Annotated in this window: 17 protein-coding genes; 8 read left to right on the top strand and 9 right to left on the bottom strand. The window is 68.8% G+C overall.

Going from position 1 to position 19,909, the window contains the following annotated elements:
• The first annotated feature begins 91 nt into the window (after window positions 1-91).
• Genes I7X18_RS02860 through I7X18_RS02840 form a run of 5 tightly spaced genes read left to right on the top strand, consistent with a single transcriptional unit; the run spans window position 92 to window position 5,473 of the window.
• Window positions 92-637 carry a hypothetical protein gene (locus tag I7X18_RS02860; RefSeq protein WP_193044647.1) on the top strand — a complete coding sequence of 182 codons (546 nt, stop codon included), beginning with the start codon at window positions 92-94 and terminating at the stop codon, window positions 635-637.
• 53 nt (window positions 638-690) lie between these two features.
• Window positions 691-2,100 (top strand): glucose-6-phosphate dehydrogenase, encoded by a 1,410-nt coding sequence (gene zwf, locus I7X18_RS02855; RefSeq protein ID WP_193044648.1) that lies wholly within the window; start codon window positions 691-693, stop codon window positions 2,098-2,100.
• On the top strand, window positions 2,093-3,916 hold the full coding sequence (locus I7X18_RS02850; RefSeq protein ID WP_193044649.1) for a glycoside hydrolase family 15 protein: 1,824 nt from the start codon (window positions 2,093-2,095) through the stop codon (window positions 3,914-3,916). Before zwf ends, I7X18_RS02850 begins: the two co-directional genes overlap by 8 nt.
• Window positions 3,913-4,533, top strand: coding sequence for a TIGR03085 family metal-binding protein (locus I7X18_RS02845; RefSeq protein WP_193044650.1), 621 nt, complete (start codon window positions 3,913-3,915; stop codon window positions 4,531-4,533). Before I7X18_RS02850 ends, I7X18_RS02845 begins: the two co-directional genes overlap by 4 nt.
• Before the next feature lie 10 nt (window positions 4,534-4,543).
• Window positions 4,544-5,473 (top strand): LLM class F420-dependent oxidoreductase, encoded by a 930-nt coding sequence (locus tag I7X18_RS02840; protein WP_193044651.1) that lies wholly within the window; start codon window positions 4,544-4,546, stop codon window positions 5,471-5,473.
• A 16-nt stretch (window positions 5,474-5,489) separates the two neighbouring features.
• On the opposite strand, the gene I7X18_RS02835 is transcribed toward I7X18_RS02840, so the two are convergent.
• From I7X18_RS02835 to I7X18_RS02820, 4 genes are all read right to left on the bottom strand, one after another.
• On the bottom strand, window positions 5,490-5,996 hold the full coding sequence (locus I7X18_RS02835; RefSeq protein ID WP_193044652.1) for a DUF1097 domain-containing protein: 507 nt from the start codon (window positions 5,994-5,996) through the stop codon (window positions 5,490-5,492).
• A gap of 49 nt (window positions 5,997-6,045) precedes the next feature.
• Window positions 6,046-7,065, bottom strand: coding sequence for a carbon-nitrogen hydrolase family protein (locus tag I7X18_RS02830; protein WP_226862953.1), 1,020 nt, complete (start codon window positions 7,063-7,065; stop codon window positions 6,046-6,048).
• A 46-nt stretch (window positions 7,066-7,111) separates the two neighbouring features.
• Window positions 7,112-8,545 (bottom strand): glutamine synthetase family protein, encoded by a 1,434-nt coding sequence (locus I7X18_RS02825; RefSeq protein ID WP_193044654.1) that lies wholly within the window; start codon window positions 8,543-8,545, stop codon window positions 7,112-7,114.
• Window positions 8,546-8,659: 114 nt separating this feature from the next.
• On the bottom strand, window positions 8,660-9,364 hold the full coding sequence (locus tag I7X18_RS02820; protein WP_232375397.1) for a FadR/GntR family transcriptional regulator: 705 nt from the start codon (window positions 9,362-9,364) through the stop codon (window positions 8,660-8,662).
• A gap of 115 nt (window positions 9,365-9,479) precedes the next feature.
• On the opposite strand from I7X18_RS02820, the gene I7X18_RS02815 reads away from it, so the two are divergent.
• The gene (locus I7X18_RS02815; RefSeq protein WP_193044655.1) at window positions 9,480-9,941 is read left to right on the top strand and encodes a hypothetical protein; all 462 of its coding nucleotides are present in this window, start codon (window positions 9,480-9,482) and stop codon (window positions 9,939-9,941) included.
• A 26-nt stretch (window positions 9,942-9,967) separates the two neighbouring features.
• Window positions 9,968-10,498, top strand: coding sequence for a hypothetical protein (locus I7X18_RS02810; protein WP_193044656.1), 531 nt, complete (start codon window positions 9,968-9,970; stop codon window positions 10,496-10,498).
• Window positions 10,499-10,678: 180 nt separating this feature from the next.
• On the opposite strand, the gene I7X18_RS02805 is transcribed toward I7X18_RS02810, so the two are convergent.
• The 5 genes from I7X18_RS02805 to I7X18_RS02785 form a co-directional block, all read right to left on the bottom strand.
• Window positions 10,679-12,502 (bottom strand): Hsp70 family protein, encoded by a 1,824-nt coding sequence (locus I7X18_RS02805; protein ID WP_193044657.1) that lies wholly within the window; start codon window positions 12,500-12,502, stop codon window positions 10,679-10,681.
• 30 nt (window positions 12,503-12,532) lie between these two features.
• Window positions 12,533-14,035 (bottom strand): dynamin family protein, encoded by a 1,503-nt coding sequence (locus I7X18_RS02800; protein ID WP_193045010.1) that lies wholly within the window; start codon window positions 14,033-14,035, stop codon window positions 12,533-12,535.
• A gap of 67 nt (window positions 14,036-14,102) precedes the next feature.
• Entirely contained in the window at window positions 14,103-15,944 is a 1,842-nt protein-coding gene (gene iniA / locus I7X18_RS02795; RefSeq protein WP_193044658.1) for an isoniazid-induced dynamin-like GTPase IniA, read from the bottom strand.
• Window positions 15,945-16,037: 93 nt separating this feature from the next.
• The gene (locus I7X18_RS02790) at window positions 16,038-17,102 is read right to left on the bottom strand and encodes an IniB N-terminal domain-containing protein (RefSeq protein ID WP_193044659.1); all 1,065 of its coding nucleotides are present in this window, start codon (window positions 17,100-17,102) and stop codon (window positions 16,038-16,040) included.
• 272 nt (window positions 17,103-17,374) lie between these two features.
• Window positions 17,375-17,887 carry an Rv0340 family IniB-related protein gene (locus I7X18_RS02785; protein ID WP_193044660.1) on the bottom strand — a complete coding sequence of 171 codons (513 nt, stop codon included), beginning with the start codon at window positions 17,885-17,887 and terminating at the stop codon, window positions 17,375-17,377.
• A 213-nt stretch (window positions 17,888-18,100) separates the two neighbouring features.
• On the opposite strand from I7X18_RS02785, the gene I7X18_RS02780 reads away from it, so the two are divergent.
• Window positions 18,101-19,909, top strand: coding sequence for an Hsp70 family protein (locus tag I7X18_RS02780; RefSeq protein WP_193044661.1), 1,809 nt, complete (start codon window positions 18,101-18,103; stop codon window positions 19,907-19,909).

Here is a 19,909-nt window from a genome sequence, read left to right as displayed (position 1 = left end):
GCCCGTTGCCCCGATTGCAACCGGCCGCAGCGCCATTACTTGGCGCGCGTCACAGCGGCCACTTCCGCCACACCCGTCGTAGGGTTGACGTGTGACGCTGCGCCTGGCCGGGGGATGTGCGCTTGCCGTGGCCGCACTGCTGGCCGGGTGCCAGGACGACACCTCAGGGACCGCCGTGCGGAGCCCCGACTCGCCGACCGAACCCTCCGTGCCGACTGCTCGGCCGTCCCGCACGCCGACCGCCACACCGCCGCCACGCACCCTCACCCCGGCCCCGCCCAGTGCGCCCCCACAGGCCGCGGAGGTCCTCGCGCCGCAGAACGGTTACGTGTTCATCCAGACCAAGTCGGGCAAGACGCGCTGCCAGGTCTCAGCCGAGGAGGTCGGCTGCGAATCGCAGTTCACCGACGCCCCCGAGGTCGACGGCCTACCCGCCAGCGGTGTGCGCCTGTCCGCGGACGGGCAGGTCGAGTGGGTGCTCGGCAACCTCGGCGACATCCCGGCCGTCACCCTGGACTACCGCCGCTATTCGGCGGTGGGCTGGACCATCGACGCCAGCAGCGACGGCACCCGGTTCAGCAACGACCGCACCCACCGGGGGATGTTCGTCGCCGTCGAGCGGGTACAGACTTTCTGACTTCTGCGTCATACCGGGTTTCAACCCCGGCGCTCCCTGGGAATGTTGGCCCCATGAGCGAACAGCGCCCTGCGCCACACATTTTCGTGCTCTTCGGCGCGACCGGCGATCTGGCGAAGCGCAAGCTCTTCCCCGGGCTCTACCGACTGGCCGCCGCGGACCGTCTGCCCACCGATTACGCGATCATCGGGTCGGGGCGGCATTCACCGGGAAGCGAGGACGAATTCCGCGACTCCGTCGGCGCCGACCTGCGCGACTCGGTGGACGACATCGACGACGATGTGCTATCAGACCTGTTGGGCCGCTTGTCCTTCCACGTCTCCGACGGTGACGACGGCAGTGAGCTCGCCGAGGCCGTCCGCGCCGCGCAGAAACAACTCGGCGACGACGCCCAGACCCTGATCTACCTGTCTGTCCCGCCGAAGGCGATGCAGCCGATGATCTCGATGCTCGGCCGTGAGCGGCTCACCGAGGGCGCCCGTCTGGTGGTGGAGAAGCCGTTCGGCACCGACCTGGACTCGGCGCGCGAACTGGACGCGGCGCTCAAGGACGTCGTCAGCGAAGACCAGGTGTATCGCATCGACCACTTCATCGGGAAGGAAGCGGTGCAGAACATCCTGGCCCTGCGCTTCGCCAACGGCCTGATCGAACCGGCGTGGCACCGCGACCACGTGGAGTCGGTGCAGATCGACGTGCCGGAGGAACTCACGATCGAAGGCCGCGGCGGCTTCTATGAGTCGACGGGCTGTTTCCGCGACATGATCTCGACCCATCTGTGCCAGGTGCTGGGTTTCGTCGCGATGGAACCGCCCGTCCACCTCGACGCGGTATCCCTGCGCAACGAGAAGGCCAAGGTCTTCGAGGCGATGCGTCCGCTGGACCCCGACCGGGTGGTGTTCGGTCAGTACGACGGCTACCGCGACGAGGACGGGGTCGACGACGATTCGGCCGTCGAGACCTACGTCGCGCTTGAGGCGTTCGTCGACACCGAGCGGTGGCAGGGTGTGCCGTTCTACCTGCGCACCGGCAAGGCACTGGGCGCTACCCGCCGCACCGTCACGCTGACGTTCCGCAGCCCGCCGATGGCGCGGTTCGGCGCCGAGGACTTCGGCCCCAACCAGCTCGTCCTGGAACTCACCGACTCCCCCGAGTTCCAGGTCAAGATGCTGGTCAAACGGCCCGGACCCGATATCTCGCTGATGCCGCTCGATCTGTATCTGAGTCTGGCGGACGAGGACTCCGACGACACGCCGTTGGAGGCCTATGAGCGGCTGCTGCTCGACGTGATGCGCGGCGACCAGACGCTGTTCACCCGGGCCGACGAGGTGGACCGGCTCTGGCAGGTGTGCCAACCGGTGCTCGACTCGCCGCCGCTGGCGCGCCCGTACGCCCGCGGCTCGTGGGGTCCGGACGAAGCGCTGGCGCTCCCGGCTGCGCCCGGCTGGCGGCTCCCGGATGAGTGAGCCGCTCGAAATCGCCGACCACGGACTGATCGGGGATCTTCGGACCTGCGCGCTGGTCGGCGTCGACGGCACCATCGACTGGTTCTGCCCGTCGCGGTTCGACGCGCCCAGCGTGTTCGGCGCCATCCTCGACGAAGAACGCGGCGGCAGTTGGAAACTCGCGCCGGCCGGCGGCGTCACCCGCACCCACCAGTTCTACTACCCTGACACCGCCGTGCTGATCACCCGCTTCCTGACCGCCGACGGGGTCGCCGAGGTGCACGACTTCATGCCGGTGCCCGACGCCGCCGACACCGGCCACCGGCAGCGGTTGGTGCGCCAGGTCCGCGGCGTGCGCGGCACCGTGCGGATGCGCATGCGTCTCGACGCCCGCCCGGACTACGCGCGCCAGACCTGCCGCGCTGAACGGCGCTCAGAAGGCGTCCTCCTCACCGGCGACGGCGCGCGAATGGGTCTGGCCGCATCGGCCGACCTCGACGTCACCGACGGAACCGTCGGCGCCGACGTCGAATTGAGCACGGGGGACACTGCGGTGTTCATCCTCGAGATGCTCGGACCCGACGACGACGTCACCTCCGCCGCCGTCGGCACGACCGACGATCTCCTGAAGGCGACCACGGCGTTCTGGCGCCGCTGGCTGGCGCAGTCCACCTACGCCGGACGCTGGCGGGAGGCGGTGCACCGTTCGGCGATCACCCTCAAACTGCTCACCCACGAGCCCAGCGGCGCGATCGTCGCCGCGCCGACCACCAGCCTGCCCGCCCCGATCGGCGGCAGCCGCAACTGGGATTACCGCTACGTGTGGATCCGCGACGCCGGCTTCAGCACCTACGCCCTGCTACGGCTCGGATTCATCTCGGAGGCAAGGGAGTTCATCCGTTGGCTCTCGGAGCGGCTGGGGCAGCGGGACTGCGCGAGCGACGGGCGGCTCGGGCCGCTGCGCGTGCTCTACGACATCGACGGCAACCTGCCCGACGAGGTCGAGCTGCCGCATCTGCGTGGCTACCGCGACTCCGCACCCGTGCGGGTCGGCAACGCGGCCGCCGGCCAACTGCAACTCGACATCTACGGCGAGATCATCGATTCGGTCTACCTGTTCAATAAGCACGGTCCCGGCATCAGCCACGATGCGTGGCAGGACATCACCGCCGTGGTGAACTGGGTCGCCGAGAACTGGGACAGCCCCGACGCCGGCATGTGGGAGGTGCGCGACGACGATCGCCCGTACACCACGTCCCGGCTGATGTGCTGGGTGGCGATCGAACGCACCATCCGCATCGCACGGGCGCGCGGCCTGCCCGGCGACATCGTTTCGTGGTCCAAGGCGCGCGACGACATCTACGACCGCATCATGACGAAGTCCTGGAACGCCGACATCAACGCGTTCACCCGCGTCGAAGGGGGTAGCGATCTCGACGCCGGGGTACTGCTGATGCCGATGCTGAAATTCCTGTCACCGGCCGACCCGCGGTTCCTGTCCACCCTGGACGCCGTCGAGCGGCATCTGGTGACCGACAGTCTGGTGTTCCGGTACGAACCGGGCACCGATAATCTCGACGGCGACGAGGGCACCTTCTCGATCTGCTCGTTCTGGTACGTCGAGGCGCTCACCCGCGCCGGCCGCCTCGAAGACGCCCGGTTGGCGCTGGAGAAGATGTTCACCTACGCCAACCACGTCGGTCTCTACGCCGAACAGGTCAGCGCGACAGGTGAACAGGTCGGCAATTTCCCGCAGGCCTTCACCCACCTGGCGCTGATCAGCGCCGCGACAAACCTCGACCGTGCTCTGGCCGGAACAGACGGAGGAACACCATGACCGCCGCTCAGCGGGAACGCGCCGCAGTCGTCGACGCCATGCGGGCCCAAGGACCCGACGCGCCCACCCTGTGCGAAGGGTGGAAGACGCGAGATCTCGCCGCCCACCTCTACATCCGTGAGTACCGACCGGACGCGACGGCGGGCATCATGGTTCCCGCGCTCGCCAAGTACACCGCCAAGGTGCAGGACCGGGCGGCCGAGGCGACCGACTGGAACGCGATGCTCGACAAGATCGCCTCCGGTCCACCACGGTTTTCACCGTTCAAACTCCTCGACCCGGTGGCCAACCTCGCCGAGATGTTCATCCACTGCGAAGACGTGCGCCGGGCGCAGCCGGGCTGGGAGCCCCGCACCCTCGACGACGCGACGGTCAAGGGTCTGACCCGGACGCTGTCGCTGATGTCGCGGCTCACGCTGGCCAAGGCTCCGGCGCGGACGGCGTTGCGCACGCCGGAGGGCAAGACCCTGGTGACCGCGGGCAAGGGTGACCCGGTCACCGTCACCGGACGACCGGAGGAACTGCTGCTGTTCGCGGTCGGCCGCGAGGCACGCGTCGACTTCGAGGGTGATCCCGCCGCCGTCCAGGCGCTGCGCGACGCACCCAAGGGCCTGTAGGTTGGCCGCCGTGGATTTCCGTGTCTTCGTCGAACCGCAGCAGGGTGCCAGCTACGCCGATCAGCTCGCCGTGGCCCGCGCCGCCGAACAATTGGGCTACTCCGCGTTCTTCCGCTCCGACCACTACCTGGCGATGAGCGGAGACGGGCTGCCGGGGCCGACCGATTCGTGGGTGACGCTCGCCGGCATCGCCCGGGAGACCTCGGTCATCCGGCTGGGCACCATGGTCACCTCAGCCACGTTCCGCTATCCCGGCCCGTTGGCGATCGCGGTCGCCCAGGTCGACGAGATGAGCGGCGGACGCGTCGAATTGGGTTTGGGCGCAGGCTGGTTCGAAGCCGAACACAAGGCGTACGCGATCCCGTTCCCGCCGCTGGGCGAACGGTTCGACCGGTTGACCGAGCAACTCGACATCCTCACCGGGATGTGGGCCACCCCCGTCGGCGAGACGTTCGACTACAGCGGCTCCCACTACACCGTCGTCGACTCCCCCGGTCTGCCCAAACCCGTGCAGGCCGTGCCGCCGATCATCATCGGCGGGCAGGGCGCCAAGCGCACCCCGGCGCTGGCGGCGAAGTACGCGGGCGAGTTCAACGTGCCGTTCGTCCCGCTGGACACCCTGACCACTCAATTCGAGCGGGTCAGGGCGGCGGTCACCGACGCCGGGCGCGAGCCGGATTCGATGGTGTACTCCGCGGCATTCGTGCTGTGCGCCGGTGCCGACGACGCCGAGATCGCCCGCCGCGCGAACGCGATCGGCCGCGAGGTCGACGAACTGCGCAGCAATTCACCGATGGTCGGGACGCCTGCGGAGATCGTCGACAAGCTGGGACCGTTCGTCGAGGCCGGTGTGGAACGGGTGTACCTGCAGATGCTCGACATGTCCGACCTCGACCATCTGGCGTTGGTGGCCGCACAGGTGCTGCCGCAGCTGCGCTGACCCAGCGGGTGCGGCGTTACGCGGCTGGCGCGACCTCCTTGCTGGTCAGTGAGGTCCCCAGCCACTCGGAGACGATGCCGAATGCCGTGCCCAGCAGGATCGCTCCCACAACGAGGACGACGGGGTGCGACATGGTGACCGGATCGGCGATCGCCGAGCCCGTGGCATCGATAGTGCCGACCAGCGAAGCGAAGCCGAAGAAGCCCGCGGGAGTGAAGCTCAACAGCCCGCCATTGGTGACGAGCACCAGCACGCCGGCCCCGACGACCACACATCCCGCGACGGCCCACGTGCTGCCGCCGAGCGCGCCGATCGCCAGCACAGTCGCCGACGCACTCGCCACCCCGATGACGTTCATCAGCAGGCTACGTTTTGCGCCGGCGAGTCCACCGCCTGCGGCGAAGAATGCCGCCCACGCGATGAACAACGCCCAGATGGGCACTTCAACGGCGAAGCCGGTGAGCAGGCACGACAGGCCGGCCAGCAGGCCGATGCTCACCGTGCTGGCGATACGTGCGGACATGTCGTTGCTCCTCTTCGTTGGTGGGCTGACGGTGACTCGGCGGGGCAGATCATGGGCCTACCCGGAACTCTTGGCCGAACGGCTGGTCGGTGAATTGCACTGCCTCGTGGCGGGTTCGATCGACGACCGTTCGAAACACATCCGGGCGCGTGTAGTGGCCGGTCGGGTCGAAGTTGAGGCGCTCCCGGGAGACGCAATCGAGATCGAGGTCGGCGACGATCACACCTTCCTCGCCGATGACGGGTGGGATCAGCCAGCGTCCGTCCGGCCCCGCAACCGCGCTGCCACCGTCGAAGACGACAGCGTCAGACGCCGCACGAAGCCGGTCCGCCAGCGGAAAGTCGCCGGGAATGGAATCGGCGGTGATCAACCCCGAAGCGGCGACTCCGTACACCCGGCCCTCTGCGGCCACGAAGCGGGTGATGTCACCGGTCAACGTGCTCGATCCCGGCCAGACACCGATATGGACGGTCTCGCCCTGGGCATATAACGCCGTGCGCGCTTGCGGCATCCAGTTTTCCCAGCAGTTCAAGCTTCCAACCGTCGCAGAACCGATGTGATGGGTCACCAGACCCGCACCGTCGCCTTGACCCCACACAAGACGTTCGTCGTAGGTGGGCACCAGTTTTCGATGATGTCCCACCAGCCCACGTTGGGGGTCGATGGTGAGCAGCGTGCACCACACCGTCCCTCGCCCCAGCCCGCGCCCGCGTTCGGTGACTCCGACGATCATGGTGATATTCAGGTCGGCGGAGACGCTCTCCATCTCCCGTTGCTCGGGTCCGTCGACCTCGATGGCGGCGTCGAGATAGTAGGCGTAGCAGGACTTCTGGTCGGAGTGGTCGAACAGCGCGCCGTCGGTGCGTGAGGGCCAGAACGGATATCCGGACAGATACGTCTCCGGGAACGCGATCAGCGTGGCGCCCGACGCAACGGCGAGCTGGGCAGCCTCGACGAGCTGCGCCAGCCGCGCCTGCGTGTTTAGCCAGCGCCCGCCGAGTTGGGCGACCGCCACCGTGAGCAGATTGGATACGGTCGGTTGTTCACGGTGCTCGGCAATGACTTTCATAGACATATGGTTTCGACTTTCGGGATCGGTTGAGGACGGGTCCGCGTCAGAAGACCTCGAAATATTCGCGCTGTTCCCAGTCCGTGACCGTCGCGTTGAAGCGCGAGATCTCCTTCTTCTTCAGCGTGGTCACGTAGTTGACGACGGCGTCACCGAGTTCTCGCCTCATCAGGTCGCTGCCTTCGAAGTGGCGGACAGCGTCCTCGAGCGTCGCCGGGATCAGCGGTACGTCCGCCGTGTACGCCTCATCGGCCGACGGTCCCGGGTCCAGTTGGCGGGCGATGCCGTCGCGACCGCTGATGAGCTGCGAGGCCAGATACAGGTAGGGATTGGCCGCGGGGTCACCGATCCGGTTCTCCAGGTGCGTGGAGCCGTCACCGCGAGCGCCGGAGATGCGGATCATCGCTCCACGGTTCTCCTCGGCCCAAGCGATCCGATCGGGCGCAAAGGAATTGGCGATGTAGCGCTTGTATCCGTTGATCGTCGGAGTGGTCAGCACGGAACTCGCGCGGGCGTGTTCGAGCAGCCCGCCCATGAAATGCACAGCGGTGTCCGAGAGCAGGTTGCCGTTCTCGCCGGGGAAGATGTTCGCCTTGTCCGCGGTACCGAGCGACTGGTGCAGGTGCCATCCGCTGGAGACGATGTTCGGAAATGCCGGGCGGGACATGAACGTGGCGTGATACCCGTGTCTCCGGCAGATCTGCTTGACGGCACTTCGGATGAGCAGAACGTTGTCGGCCGTCTCGATGCCGGGTAGCGGGTCGAAGGACAGCTCGACCTGCCCGGGGCCCCACTCGTCTTCCACGGTGGCCAACGGCAGTCCGAGGGCGACGATGTTGTCGCGTAGCACGCTGAGGATGGCGTCGGCCTCATCTCCGCGGTTCTCGGTGAGGTATTGGTAACCGTGAGACAGGGCGGTGACTGTGGGTGCCGCGGGTGGCCATCCCGAGTCGGCGAAGCTCAGCTTGGGATCGACGAGCCGGGTGATGTAGAACTCGAGTTCGGCGCCCGTGGTGTAGGTGTAGCCCTCGTCGTCCAGCTTTGCCAACTGCTGCTGGAGCACCCCGCGGGTGTCGAAGGGCACCCGCTCACCATTTCGGTAGTACATCTCGGCCAGGACCCATCCCGTTTTGTCGGCCCATGGCAGCACCCGGAACGTGGTCGGGTCGGGCACGAGAACGCCGTCGGGGAGTCCCGTGAGCCGGTCGTCTCCGAACCCGTGGGCCTCGAACGGCGGTACCGCCGGATTGTTCGTCGTGTCGAAGATCAGCGTGGCGGTCTGAAAATCCTTGCCATCCGACAACGCCGACATGAAGGCGCCGATCTCCAGCGTCTTGCCTCGCAGAATTCCGTGTTGATCTCCCCAGCTGATGCGGACCTGTCGCAGCTCCAGTTCCTGGATCCGGGATACCAGCTTGGCGCCGGCCTCCTCCTGCCGCTGCGACCACAAACCGTTGCCAGCGATGAATGACGATCCCATACGCCCTCCTTTGGTGATCAGGTGGTCTGATCTCTCGATCACCTTAAGGCCATCGGCTGAATTGTGCAGGTGATCTGATCACCGCATCACTGCCGCGGGCGCATCCCCCCGCGGTTACCGGCGGATGAGTTCGTCCGTGGTGTTGACCAGGTGCGCCAGCATCTCGTCGGCCGCCGCCGCAGGGTCGCGGGAACGAATGGCCTCGACGATGCCGCGATGTTCTGCGAGCGAACGCGCCGGCTGACCCGGACGTGTCAGTGAGGACTCCGAGGTGCGATCAAGTGCCCGGCCCAGCCCTTTCAGCAGCTTGATCAGGAGCGGGTTGTGCGCCGCAGTCGCGACGCTGAGGTGGAATCGACGGTCGCCGCCGAGGCCGGGGAGCCCGGCATCGATCTCATCACTCATCTGCTCGAGCGCTGCATCCATCTCGCTCAGGTCTTCGGCGGTGGCGTGCATGGCGGCCAAGCGCGCGCATTGCGCCTCCAGCGCCTGCCTCGTTTCCCAGATGTACGGGTGATCGACGTGAGTGTCCACGAGTTCAGTCGCCAACGACGAAATGACGTCCTCGGGTCGCTGCAGCAGGTAGATGCCATCCCCGTGCCTGACCTCAACGATGCCCTGGGCGCGCAGGGCGGTGATGGCCTCGCGGATCGACGATCTACCCACCTGCAGCTCAGCTGCCAGATCACGCACATTGGACAACTTGTCGCCGGGCTGCATGCCGCTTGTGTCGATGAACTCCCGGAGACGGTCTCCGACCTGCTGGTAGAGCGGCCGTCGATCCACCTGCCCCATCTGCCCCGCCATGTCGGTCTCCACTCAGCTGCTCATCTGGTCGTCTGATCTCAGTGTCGCAGACCGACCGATCCGCCGGAGCGGGCGACGCTGCGCTGACCCGGCGGGTAGGACCTGCTCGCGGCTAGGATCGGTGCCCGTGACGGGCGCCCACGACGAGGATGAGCATTCCGGCCGAGAGGCGGATGCGCCGACGCCGTGGCACCACTCGACCACCAAGGTGCTCGGCGCGAGCATCGCCGCGCTCGCCGCGCTCGCGCTGGTCGTCACCGGGGTGATGTTCGTGTCGAGGACGGCCGTGGAGACCCCGCAGGCGCCGCTGAACTTCGTCGACCCCACGTTCACGTCGGCGACCACGGATTCCACGACGGCCGCCACGGCGACGACCACCACCCGGATCAGCCCACCCCAGACCACCGATCTGGATCTGCCTCCTGAGATCCCGTCGTCGGTGCCCCCGCCGCCGGAGCCCACGAGCACCTCGCGCGGACGGTCGACCACCCAGGAGGAATCGGACGACAACGAGGAGTCGGCACCCCCCACGTCGACCCGCAACCGCCCACGACTCAACGAGACACGCACGCTTTACCCGCGTCCCTGAGCAAACGACGCCTACTATCGAAGCCCGTGGCGCGACCTCCTGAAGATCCGAATTATTCGGACAACGAGCCGACCCAGTACTCGGACGCTTACAGCGCCGAACCGACCCAATATGGCGACTACTCCACCGGGGCCTACGACCAGTCGCCGCCTCCGGAGGAGCCGCAGCCGTGGTACCGCAAACCGGGTGCGCTGATCGGCCTCGGCGCCTTGGCGGCGTTGCTGCTGGCGATCATCATCTGGCTCATCGTGCAGTTGGTGTCGGGTGACGATTCGTCGTCCGACTCGACCACCACGACGACGACCACGACGTCGGAGGCCCCCGCGGTCGTTCCCCCGCAGACCGTGACCGAGTCGCCGACGGAGACGACAGCAGAGCCGACGGAGACGACGGCCCCGCCCGAGACGACGACCACCACTGCGCCGACCACGACGACGACCACCACTGCGCCGACGACAACCACCACCACCACGACGCCTCCGCCCACCACGACGGTGGAGACGAGTACGAGCACGGTGACGATCACGGTGCCGACGCTGGTCCCGCCGGGCGGCTGACGGTCCTCGACTGCTGGGCCGCTGCTCGGTTGTGCGGTTTCATACGCAACGCGCCGGGCGAGGCGTATCGAATCGCACAGTCGGCGTAGCTAGCAGACGTGCCGCACCGCGAGACTGAAGCTACGCAGACAACGTGCGAGAGCACCCCTGCGCCAGTTCAGCCTCGCGAGACAGGCGGAGCTAGCAGACGGTCTCGGCGTCCGGCACGCACTCCGCCGACGGCTCGGGCTCGGGCTGCGGCGCGGGCGCGGGCTCGGGCTGCGGCTCGGGCGCGGGCGCGGCTGACGGCTCAGGCTCAGGTTCCGGCGCGGGCTCCGGATCGGGTGACGGCTGCGGCTCTGGTGACGGCTGCGGCTCTGGTGACGGCTGTGGCTCAGGCACAGGCGACGGCTGTGGCTCAGGCACAGGCGACGGGGTCGGCGCCGACGACGGCGGACTGGGCCGCGGGAACGTGAACTCCGGCAACGGAATCCGGGGCAGACCGAACGACGGAGCCGGGGCAGGCGCGGGCGCCCCGGGCCGCGGAGCGGGAGCAGGGGCCGCCGGACGCGGAGCGGGAGCGGGTGCTAACGGCGCTGGTGCCACCTGCTTCGACGACACCCGCCGCTCGGCCGAGGTGCTCGGACTCTGCTGTGCCGGCGGCTGAGCAGCCCTCGGCGCCGGTGCGGCCACCACGGTCTCGGTGACCGCCGCAGGGGCGGGTTGCGCGACGGGCACCGCCGGTTGCTCCATCGGTTGCGTCGCCACCGGCGCGGTGATCCCCGACGAGCCGGCCTCCACGGCACCCGCGTCGCCGGTGTGCGAGGTCAGGATCAACCCCGTCGTCGCCAGGGCCGCGACGCACGCGGCCGCGGCGAACAGCGCGCCCGGCCTGCGGAACCATCGCGAATCGTCAGACTCGACCGGGACGTGGTCGAAAGCGATACCCGGCCGCGCCATCGCGGCATCCCGCACCGGCCCTACATAGTCGGTCGCCGCGTCGAAGTCGACGGTCTCCGCCGACCAGGCCAGCGGTACCACCGCGGCAACGGTCGCAGGCGCGTCAGGTACCGCGGCCATGGCCGTGACGGCGTCCGGCTCGGCACCCCGCAACGCGAGCAGCTCCGCGCCGGCGGCGGCCGCGACCTGCGCGTACGGACCGGTGATCACCGGTAGCCGCAACGCCTGCGAAAGACGTTGCGTGACAAGCGGTATGCGCGCTCCGCCACCGACTGTCGCCACCGCGGCCAGCTGCGCGGGCACGATGCGGTGGCGGTGCAGCGTGTCGACGACGGCGTCGACGACACCGCCGAGCGGTTCGGCCAGCAGCGCTTCGAGTTCGGGCCGGGTCAACCGGACGGTCGCATTCGCCCCGGCCAGCGCGGTCGCGGTCTGCACCGACAGGCGCTCCTTGGCATCGCGACACTCCGAACGCAACGCGGTGAGCGAAGCCACCGCCGAGGTACCGCTCGGGTCCACGTCGAGATCGGCGAGCACGTGCCGCAATACGGCCTGGTCGATCAGGTCTCCGGAGAAGTCCTCGTAGCGGACCGTCGAACCGATCACGCGGAACGCATCGCCCGCGTCGGCCAGGGTGATGCTGGTTCCCGTCGCCCCGAAGTCGCACAGAGCGACGACACCGCGGGTGGGCAGTCCGGGGTTCGCCTGCAGTGCGGTCAACGCCGCGACCGCATCGGAGACGACGGTCAGATGCGGCGCCACCGCCCGCAACGCCGCCACCGCCGTCGGCGACCAGTGCGCGGGCACCGCGACCGCCGCCACATCGGGCCGCCTCTGCGGGTGGGCGGTCCGGGTGAGCGCCTCGATCGCGGTGGCGGTCAGCTGACCGCCGTAGTGGGCCGAGCCGTCGGCGGCCACCAGGGGTACCGGGTCGCCGACGCGGTCGACGAAGCCGGTGTGTGTCTGACCATCGAGCGTGAGCACCGCGGGCCGGATGGTGTTCTGGCCGTCGGCGACGGCGACCAGGTTGGCGGAGCCCAGGGATACGCCGAGAGAAGTGCGCATACCTCTTTGTCGTCGCGGGCGGCCGAAACGTTAAGTCGGTCTGCGACCCTTCGCCGCGTAGGAGGCGACCAGCGCCTCGGCGCTGCGCACCGCCGCCCGGCAGGCCCTGGCGGTGAACGGGTCGTTGAGCGGGTGTTCGGCACGCCGGCGCCACCGCTGCGCCGCCGCGAACGCCGCGCGCGGCCCGTCGTAGGGTTCCTCGGGCTGCAACCCCAGCCGGCTGGCCGCGTCGGTGCCCGAACCGCCAATGATCCGGCGCAGCGACGCCATCTCGTCGTCGGTCAGTGTGGTTGTCCGCGAACGCAATTGGCTCAGCAGCCGGAGCTCTTCGAACGCGTGGGTGTCGGCGAGCAGAGGATCGATGTCGGAGATGATGTACGGCGTCGCGTAGATCGGGTTGAGCTGGACGAACTGCCGCAGCGAGAGCAGCGCCGTATGCGCCTTGAGCAGGTCGGAGCGCTGCGCGAACTGCTGATCGATCACGTCGCGCAGCGCCACCAGCCCGCTGCGTTCCAGCAGTTCGTCGGCCAGCGCCACCGAATCCTTCACCCCTGCCCGCAGCACCGCGATGGAGATGCGCACACCGAACATCCCGAACCGGTCCAGCAGCGCGGCGCGGGTGGCCGAATCGACGGGCAGCGTGCTGTCCTCGCGCACGAACCGGTCGACCGAGAGCATGGCTTTCGCCAACTCGGCGGGTTCGACGCCGGCGAGCTTCTCCAGCGCGACGAATTCGCTCTGCCGCAGGGTGCGCGCCGTGAGCGCGAGCAGCCCCGACACCGGCACGACGGCCTGGCAGATGCCGGTGCGGTCCATCTCCTCGGTGAAGCGGGTGGCGACGTCCTTGGCCGAGAGCATCGCGTCGATGCGGCCGGCACCGATCTCGTCCGCGCGGGACGCCACCCCGATCACGCCGAGCGCGCCCGACGAGCCGCCGACCAGTTCCCCGATCTGCTTGAGCAGCGCGATGTCGGCGGCGTTGAGCGTGCGCAGCAGGAACACCACCGCGTCGACGCGCGGCACCCCGTCGTCGGGCACCAGCAGCCGCAACGTGCGGGCGGAGACGTCCCGGGACAGCGACGACGTGCCGGGCGTGTCGATGATCGTCGCGTCGATCAGTTCGGCAGCCGGCCATTCCACGTCGAGGTCGAGCACCTCCTCGGGGTCGAGCCTGGCGAAGTCGAAGGTCAGGCCCCGGTCGTGCGGATCGCGCGTGATCGGCACGTTCGACCGTCGGCCCCCACGGTGGTTGGCGGTCACCTTCGGGGTGGGGCCATGACGGAACCAGGTGACGATCCGGGTGGCCTCAGTGGCGTCGGTGGGTGCGATCTCCTCGCCGACCAGCGCGTTGACCAGCGTCGACTTACCGGCCTTCAGTGTGCCGGCCAGGGCGATGCGGATCGGCTGGTTGAGCCGGGCGCCGATGCGCTCGAGTTCGTTGTGCACGTCGGGACGCCCGCGGTACGCCGGGTCCGCCCGGTAGGCCGAGATGGTGCCGCCCAGGATCGCGCGCACTTGGTCACTTGTGCTCAGGGTCCACCCAGTCCGTTCCGCTCACCCGACTGCCAACCCTTCGAGTTTGCCAGACCCCGCCCGCCCGTCAGCGTGCGGCGACCGGTGCGGCCGTCGGCGTGCCCAGCTTCTCGGCGTGCTCGACGACCTGCCGGAGGATGTTGAGTTGCCGTTCGAGTTCCTTGACGCGGGTGTTGCGTTCGGACTCCTCGAGTCTGGCCGCGGCGATCGTGGCCTGCAGCGACTCGTTGAGTGAGCGGGTCGTCTGGTTGGCGATCTCCCGGTAGTGGTCGCGCAGCTGGCGCTGGATTCCCTTGAGCCGGTCGCGGGACTCCTTGCCCACCACGAAGGCGACGTCGTCGACGAAGCGGCGCACATTGGTCTTCGCCTCGCTGCGCACCCGCAGCATCCGGTTCTCCATGTCCTCCTTGTAGGCCTTGCGGCCGAGGACGAAGCCGGCGCCGAGAGACAGCGGGTTGAACATGCCCAGACCGGCGAACGACGTCAGCATCCCGAACATCAGCACGCCGCCGTAGGAGCCGCGCATCCCGGTGACGATCTTGTGGCCGATCTTGAGCGGTTTGGCCTCCAGATGCGCCAGCGACCGGAACTCGCCGAACTCCGCACCCATCTCCCTCGCGTCGATCGCGGGCATTCGCACCGCATCCAGCCCGGCCTCCATGAACGTCCGAGCGACCTCGCCGGCCAGCGCCTCGGCCCGTTGGTAGGCCCACACGAAGTTGTCGCCGACCGCAGTGGCCACGGCCTCTTCGAGTTCGGCGCCGATCTCGGCCCAGTGCAGCGTCGGGTCGCCGTCGTCGATGACCTTCTCGGTGTGAAAGGCGATGTTTCGGAAGCGTTGCCGGAGGTCGTGGTCGACGTCGGCGGTGAGGTCCGCGATGCCGTCGTTGAGTACCTGCTGCCATAGCGCGGTCTGCTGCAGCGCGTCCTGTGCTTCCTGTTTGCGCCGCTCGAGGTCCGCGGTGAGGTTCCCGCGGGCCTGTGGGTCGTTGAGCGCGGACAGTTCGGACCGCAACGCCATCGTCAGATGTTCGGCGGCGGCGCGGATCTCGTTGACCACCTGAGCGCGCACGCGGTCGTTGTTGCGCGCGAGCACCTGCTCGGAGAGGAACTTCACGACCGCCGGGAAGTTCGACTCCTCGTTGAGTTCCTTGTCGTTGAGCTGGACGGCATGGCTGCGCAGCGTCGACGAGACGGGGATCATCGGCGTGGTGATGTCCGCGCGACGCAGATGGGCGGCGTTGGCATCGACGATCTGGCGCCAGTGCGGGTACAGGTCGGTCTTGGTCGCGACGATCGCGGCGACCGGGCAGATCTCCAGTGCCTGCCGGATGAACGTCATCTCCGGCTCGGTGAACTCCTGGCTGGTGTCGCTGATCATCAACATCGCGTCGGCGTCGGGCAGCAGGCCCAGCGTCGCGGACAGGTGGGGTTGGCCGTGGCCGCCGACGCCCGGGGTGTCGACGAACGCCAGGCCGCCTTTGAGCAGCGGGCTGGGCACCGCCACCTCGACGCGCAGCACTTCCCGCCCGTCGGCTTGCGGCGCGCGGCGCAGGTCCTTGCCGAGTTCGGTGGTCGGGATGTCGACGAGTTCGGGCTCTTCCCCTTCGGGCCGGGCGACCACCAGCCGCGCCGAGGCCTGCTCTCCGTAGGACACCACGGTGGCCAGCACCGTCGACTCGTCATCGCCGACCCGCGCCACCGGCATGTTCAGCAGCGAGTTGAGCAGCAGGCTCTTGCCCTGTTTGAGCTGACCGGCGATGACCACCCGGATCTGGGGGTCACCGATGCGTTGCCGCGCCCGGGCCAGCCGTGCCACGAGATCGCCGCGGTCCTGGGCGTCGGCGATCTTCGTCGTGTGCTCGATGAGTTCGCCGATGACCTTTCGCGTGTCATTCGGTTGGGTCATGACGCCCTTCTCTCACGGTGACCTCTCAACGGTATGCGCGCCAACTGGCGGGGACCATGTCGGTCCCCGCCAGTTGCGTTATCCAGTTGTCGATCAGAAGGCGTCCAGATCGGTGTTGGTGTTGTTGTTCGACGCGACGTCGGTCTCGATACCGGTGTTGGTCTCGAAGCCGGTGTCGTTGCCGGAGAACAGGTCGGTGTTGGTCTCGTTGCCCGACCCGATCGCGGTCTCGTTGCCCGAGCCGATGTTCGACTCGTAGCTGGACGAGTTGTCCTCGATCGAGCTCTCCGTCGACGTCGAGGTGTTGGTCTCCACCGAGGTGTTGACCGAGTTGTCCTCGACGTTGTCGCTGCCGTAGTCGCCGTCGATCTGCGTACCGGCGTTGACGTCGTTGTCGGTGATGATGATCCCGCCGCCGTTGCCGCCGGATCCGCCGACCGCGTTGCCGCCGCCGATACCGATGAGGCTGCCGCCGCCGTCGGCGCCGCCGCCGTTGCCACCGCTGGTGTCGACGTCGTTGAGCACCGGGGCGTCGTTGTCAGCGATGAGATCGCCACCCGCGGTCTGCGAGTTGTCCTCGACCTCGTTGTCCTTGCCGACGACCACGTTGGAGCCGGAGCCGGCGAGGATGTCGCCGTTGTTCATCGTGTTGCCGTCACCTAGCGCCGCGCCGTCACCGCTGACGATGTCGCCGTCGTTGTCGCCGCCGACCACCACGCCGCCGTTGGTCGCGGTGTTGGAGGTCTTGTCGCCCAGGGTGATGTCACCGAAGCCGAGGTTGAACGCACCGTTCTGGGCGTTGGCGCCCGCGGCCTGGTCCGGGCTGGCGATCGGCACGTTGTTCCCGCTGAGCAGGTCGGTGTCATTGCGGCTGGCGAACTCGGTCGTCGGCGCGAAGGAGGTCTGCGGCGAGAACGGCGAGGCGAAGTTCGAGGCCAGCTGGTGGTGGTCGGCCACCGCCCGCTGCAGGCCGACGATCGGGTCGCCACCGCCGAGGGCGTAGCCGGCCGGTGCGGCCGTGGCGGCCACCGAGGCCAGCTGGGCGGCGGTCACGTTCGGCAGGCCCGCATCGCGCAGGGCGCCGTCCGGGTCGACGACGAAGGAGGCCGCCGTGGCCGGGTTGCGGAACAGGTCGAGGATGAAGTCAATGATGTTCATGTGACTGCCTTTCGTGTCTTCCCGGTCTGCCCGGGGAGGTTGTCTCGCCGGCCCTCCGGCGATCTGAAGACCAACTTATGGAGTTCGCGACGCCCGGCCAACGGGGTCGGCACCCCTGCCTCCACCATCCGAGTGGGGGGTCTGCGGCTATCCCCGTTAGGGGATTAGGGGCTCTATCGGGGGGGTGTCGGGAAATCCGGCATCACAGCAGATCAACAACGAAAAACCCGCGCGGATCGAAATCCGCGCGGGCTGTCGTGGAGCGAGTGGGATCAGTCGAAGAGGTCGAATCCCGGGGTGTGGTCCGCGGGCTGGGGGTGGTCGCCGGCCGCGCCCCACACATCGGCGAGGTCGCCGTCGGCCGGTGCCGCATCGTCGAAAACCGGGTCGGTGAACTGCGACGATGCCGCGTCGTCGAGCAGGTCGGGTTGGGTGAGCACATCGACGGCGGGGTCGGCCGGCCCCGTCGTGTCGATGACGGTCGAGCCGGCGTCGATGACGGCCTGCGCCGGGAAGGAGTCGTCGAAAGCGTCGAAGGCGGCGGTGGCGGCGCCACTCGCCCACACGTTGCTCGCCGGCTCGGCCCCGAAGGCGTCCAGGCCGGTCGACGGGGCCGCCACCGGCATCGACTCCGTCACCACCGGGATCAGGTTGTCGACGTCGACACTGGTCACGTCTGGTAGCTGCGCATCCGCGATGGCGGCCGCGGGATCGGCGGCGTAGCGTGCGGCGGCATTGGGGTCCCGCACCAGCGACATCACGAAGTCGAGTAGCGAGTTAGCCATTGGGACACCTTCTCCATATCGGCACGACATCAACGCGGAGTCGGGAGCCAGTCCCCCGACTGCTTGTCACGATGCTATCCACGCAGCACGTCCTCCGGATCGGTGCGCAGCCCACCCCTGGCCGCCGGGCGTTAGGGGGTGGGAGGTTAGGGGCTCCACGCCACTAGGGGGATATCCCGAGGATGTGGGGACCCCGGCGTTATGGTGGCCAGCATGACCGAACCCCTGGGGTTGTCGATCGGGATGACGAACCTGGTGGCGGCCCGAGTTGGCCGCCCGCCGGTGATCCGACGAGCCGTCCTCACCCTCTTCGGCGACCGCGCACCCGAGGTGGGCCTGCCCACTGAAAGGCCCGCGAATCCGAACCTCGACCAACCCGGCCTCGTCCTCAGCGGCTTCGTCGACCGGGTCGGCGACCCGGTCCCGCTCGTCGCCGCCGACGGGTCAGCGCACCGCGGGGAGTTGGTGCTTGCCGAAGCCCTCGACGCGATGGCACGCACCGTGGGCGGCGGTTCGCCGGTCGCCGTCGCCGTGCCCGCCCATTGGGGCCCGGGGACCGTCGGCGCGCTGCGTGGCGCGTTGCGGTCCCGGCCGAACCTGGCGCCGCACGGTGTGCCCGCGGCACTGATCCCCGATTCGACTGCCGCGTTCGCAGCGCTACAGGCGGCCCCCGGACTGCCCGCTCAGGGCGTGGTCGTCCTGGTCGACCTCGGTGGTAGTGGCAGCAGTGTCTCGCTGGCGGATGCGGGCGCCAACCTCGACACCGTCGGCCAGACCGTGCGCTACGCGGAGTTCTCGGGCGATGCGATCGATCAGGCGCTGCTCAACCATGTGCTGGCCGGTATCGCCGACGCCGGGAACGCCGATCCGGCGGGCACCGCGGCGGTCGGGTCGCTCGCCCGCCTGCGCGACGAGTGCCGCCAGGCCAAGGAACGTCTCTCCGCCGAGACCGCGACCGCGGTGCCGGTCGAACTGCCGGGGGTGCGCTCCGATATCCGGGTGACGCGGCCCGAACTCGAGCAGCTGATCGCCGGGCCGCTCGGCGGACTGCTGAACGCGATCGAAGACACGTTGCAGCGCAACCAGATTCCGCTGGAGAACGTGTCCGCGGTGGCGACCGTCGGTGGCGGCGCGGCCATTCCGTTGGTCACCCAGCGGCTGTCCGAGCACCTGCGGGCGCCGGTCGTCACGACCCCGGAATCGCAGCTCAACGTCGCCGCGGGTGCCGCACTGGTGGCCAACCGGAGCGCGGACGCCGAGGCCCCGACCGGTATGGCGGTGGCCGCCGACGCCCCGACCGGCATGGCGCCCGCCGCCTGGGTCGCCGGTGCGGCCGGTCTGGCAGCCGGTGACGCCGCCGCCGACGGCGCCTCGTCGGCGACGTTCCGCGCCCTGGCGTGGTCGCAGGACGATGAGCCTGCGGGCGAACCCGTGCCGTATACCGGCGAAGACTACGACCCCTACTCCGTGACCGGCGCCCGTCCGCCGGTGGCGTTCGCGCCGGACGACACCGGATACGGGGCCGCCTACCCCGCCTACGACGAGGGGCCCGGGCCGCTGCCCTGGTACAAACGCCCGCCGTTGCTGTTCGGAGCGGCCGCCGCGGCTGCGCTGCTGGCAGTCGGAGGGTTGGCGATCACGCTGACCAGTGCGGACGGCGATTCGACACCGGTGACCGAGACGGCGACGACGGTCTCGATGGAGCCGTCGCCGCAGGCGCCGCCCCCGCCGGTCACCACCGTCACCGTCGGGCCTGACGGCCGGGCGACCACCACGGTGAGCCAGCCTCCGCCTCCGCCGCCGTCCACCACGACGACGACCCAGCCCACTACGACCACGACGACCACGACCGCCGCCACGACGACGACGACGACCCAGCCGACGACGACCACCACGCGGCCGACCACCACGCAGCCGACCACGACACAGCCACCGCCGACAACGACGGTCGAACCGCCGCCGACGACGGTCGATCCACCCGATCCGCCGACGACCATTCCCGTTCCCGACGACGGCGTCTGA

It is taken from the genome of Mycolicibacterium baixiangningiae (assembly GCF_016313185.1).
Classification (GTDB): Bacteria; Actinomycetota; Actinomycetes; order Mycobacteriales; family Mycobacteriaceae; genus Mycobacterium; species Mycobacterium baixiangningiae.
This window is presented reverse-complemented; position numbering and strand designations above follow the sequence as displayed.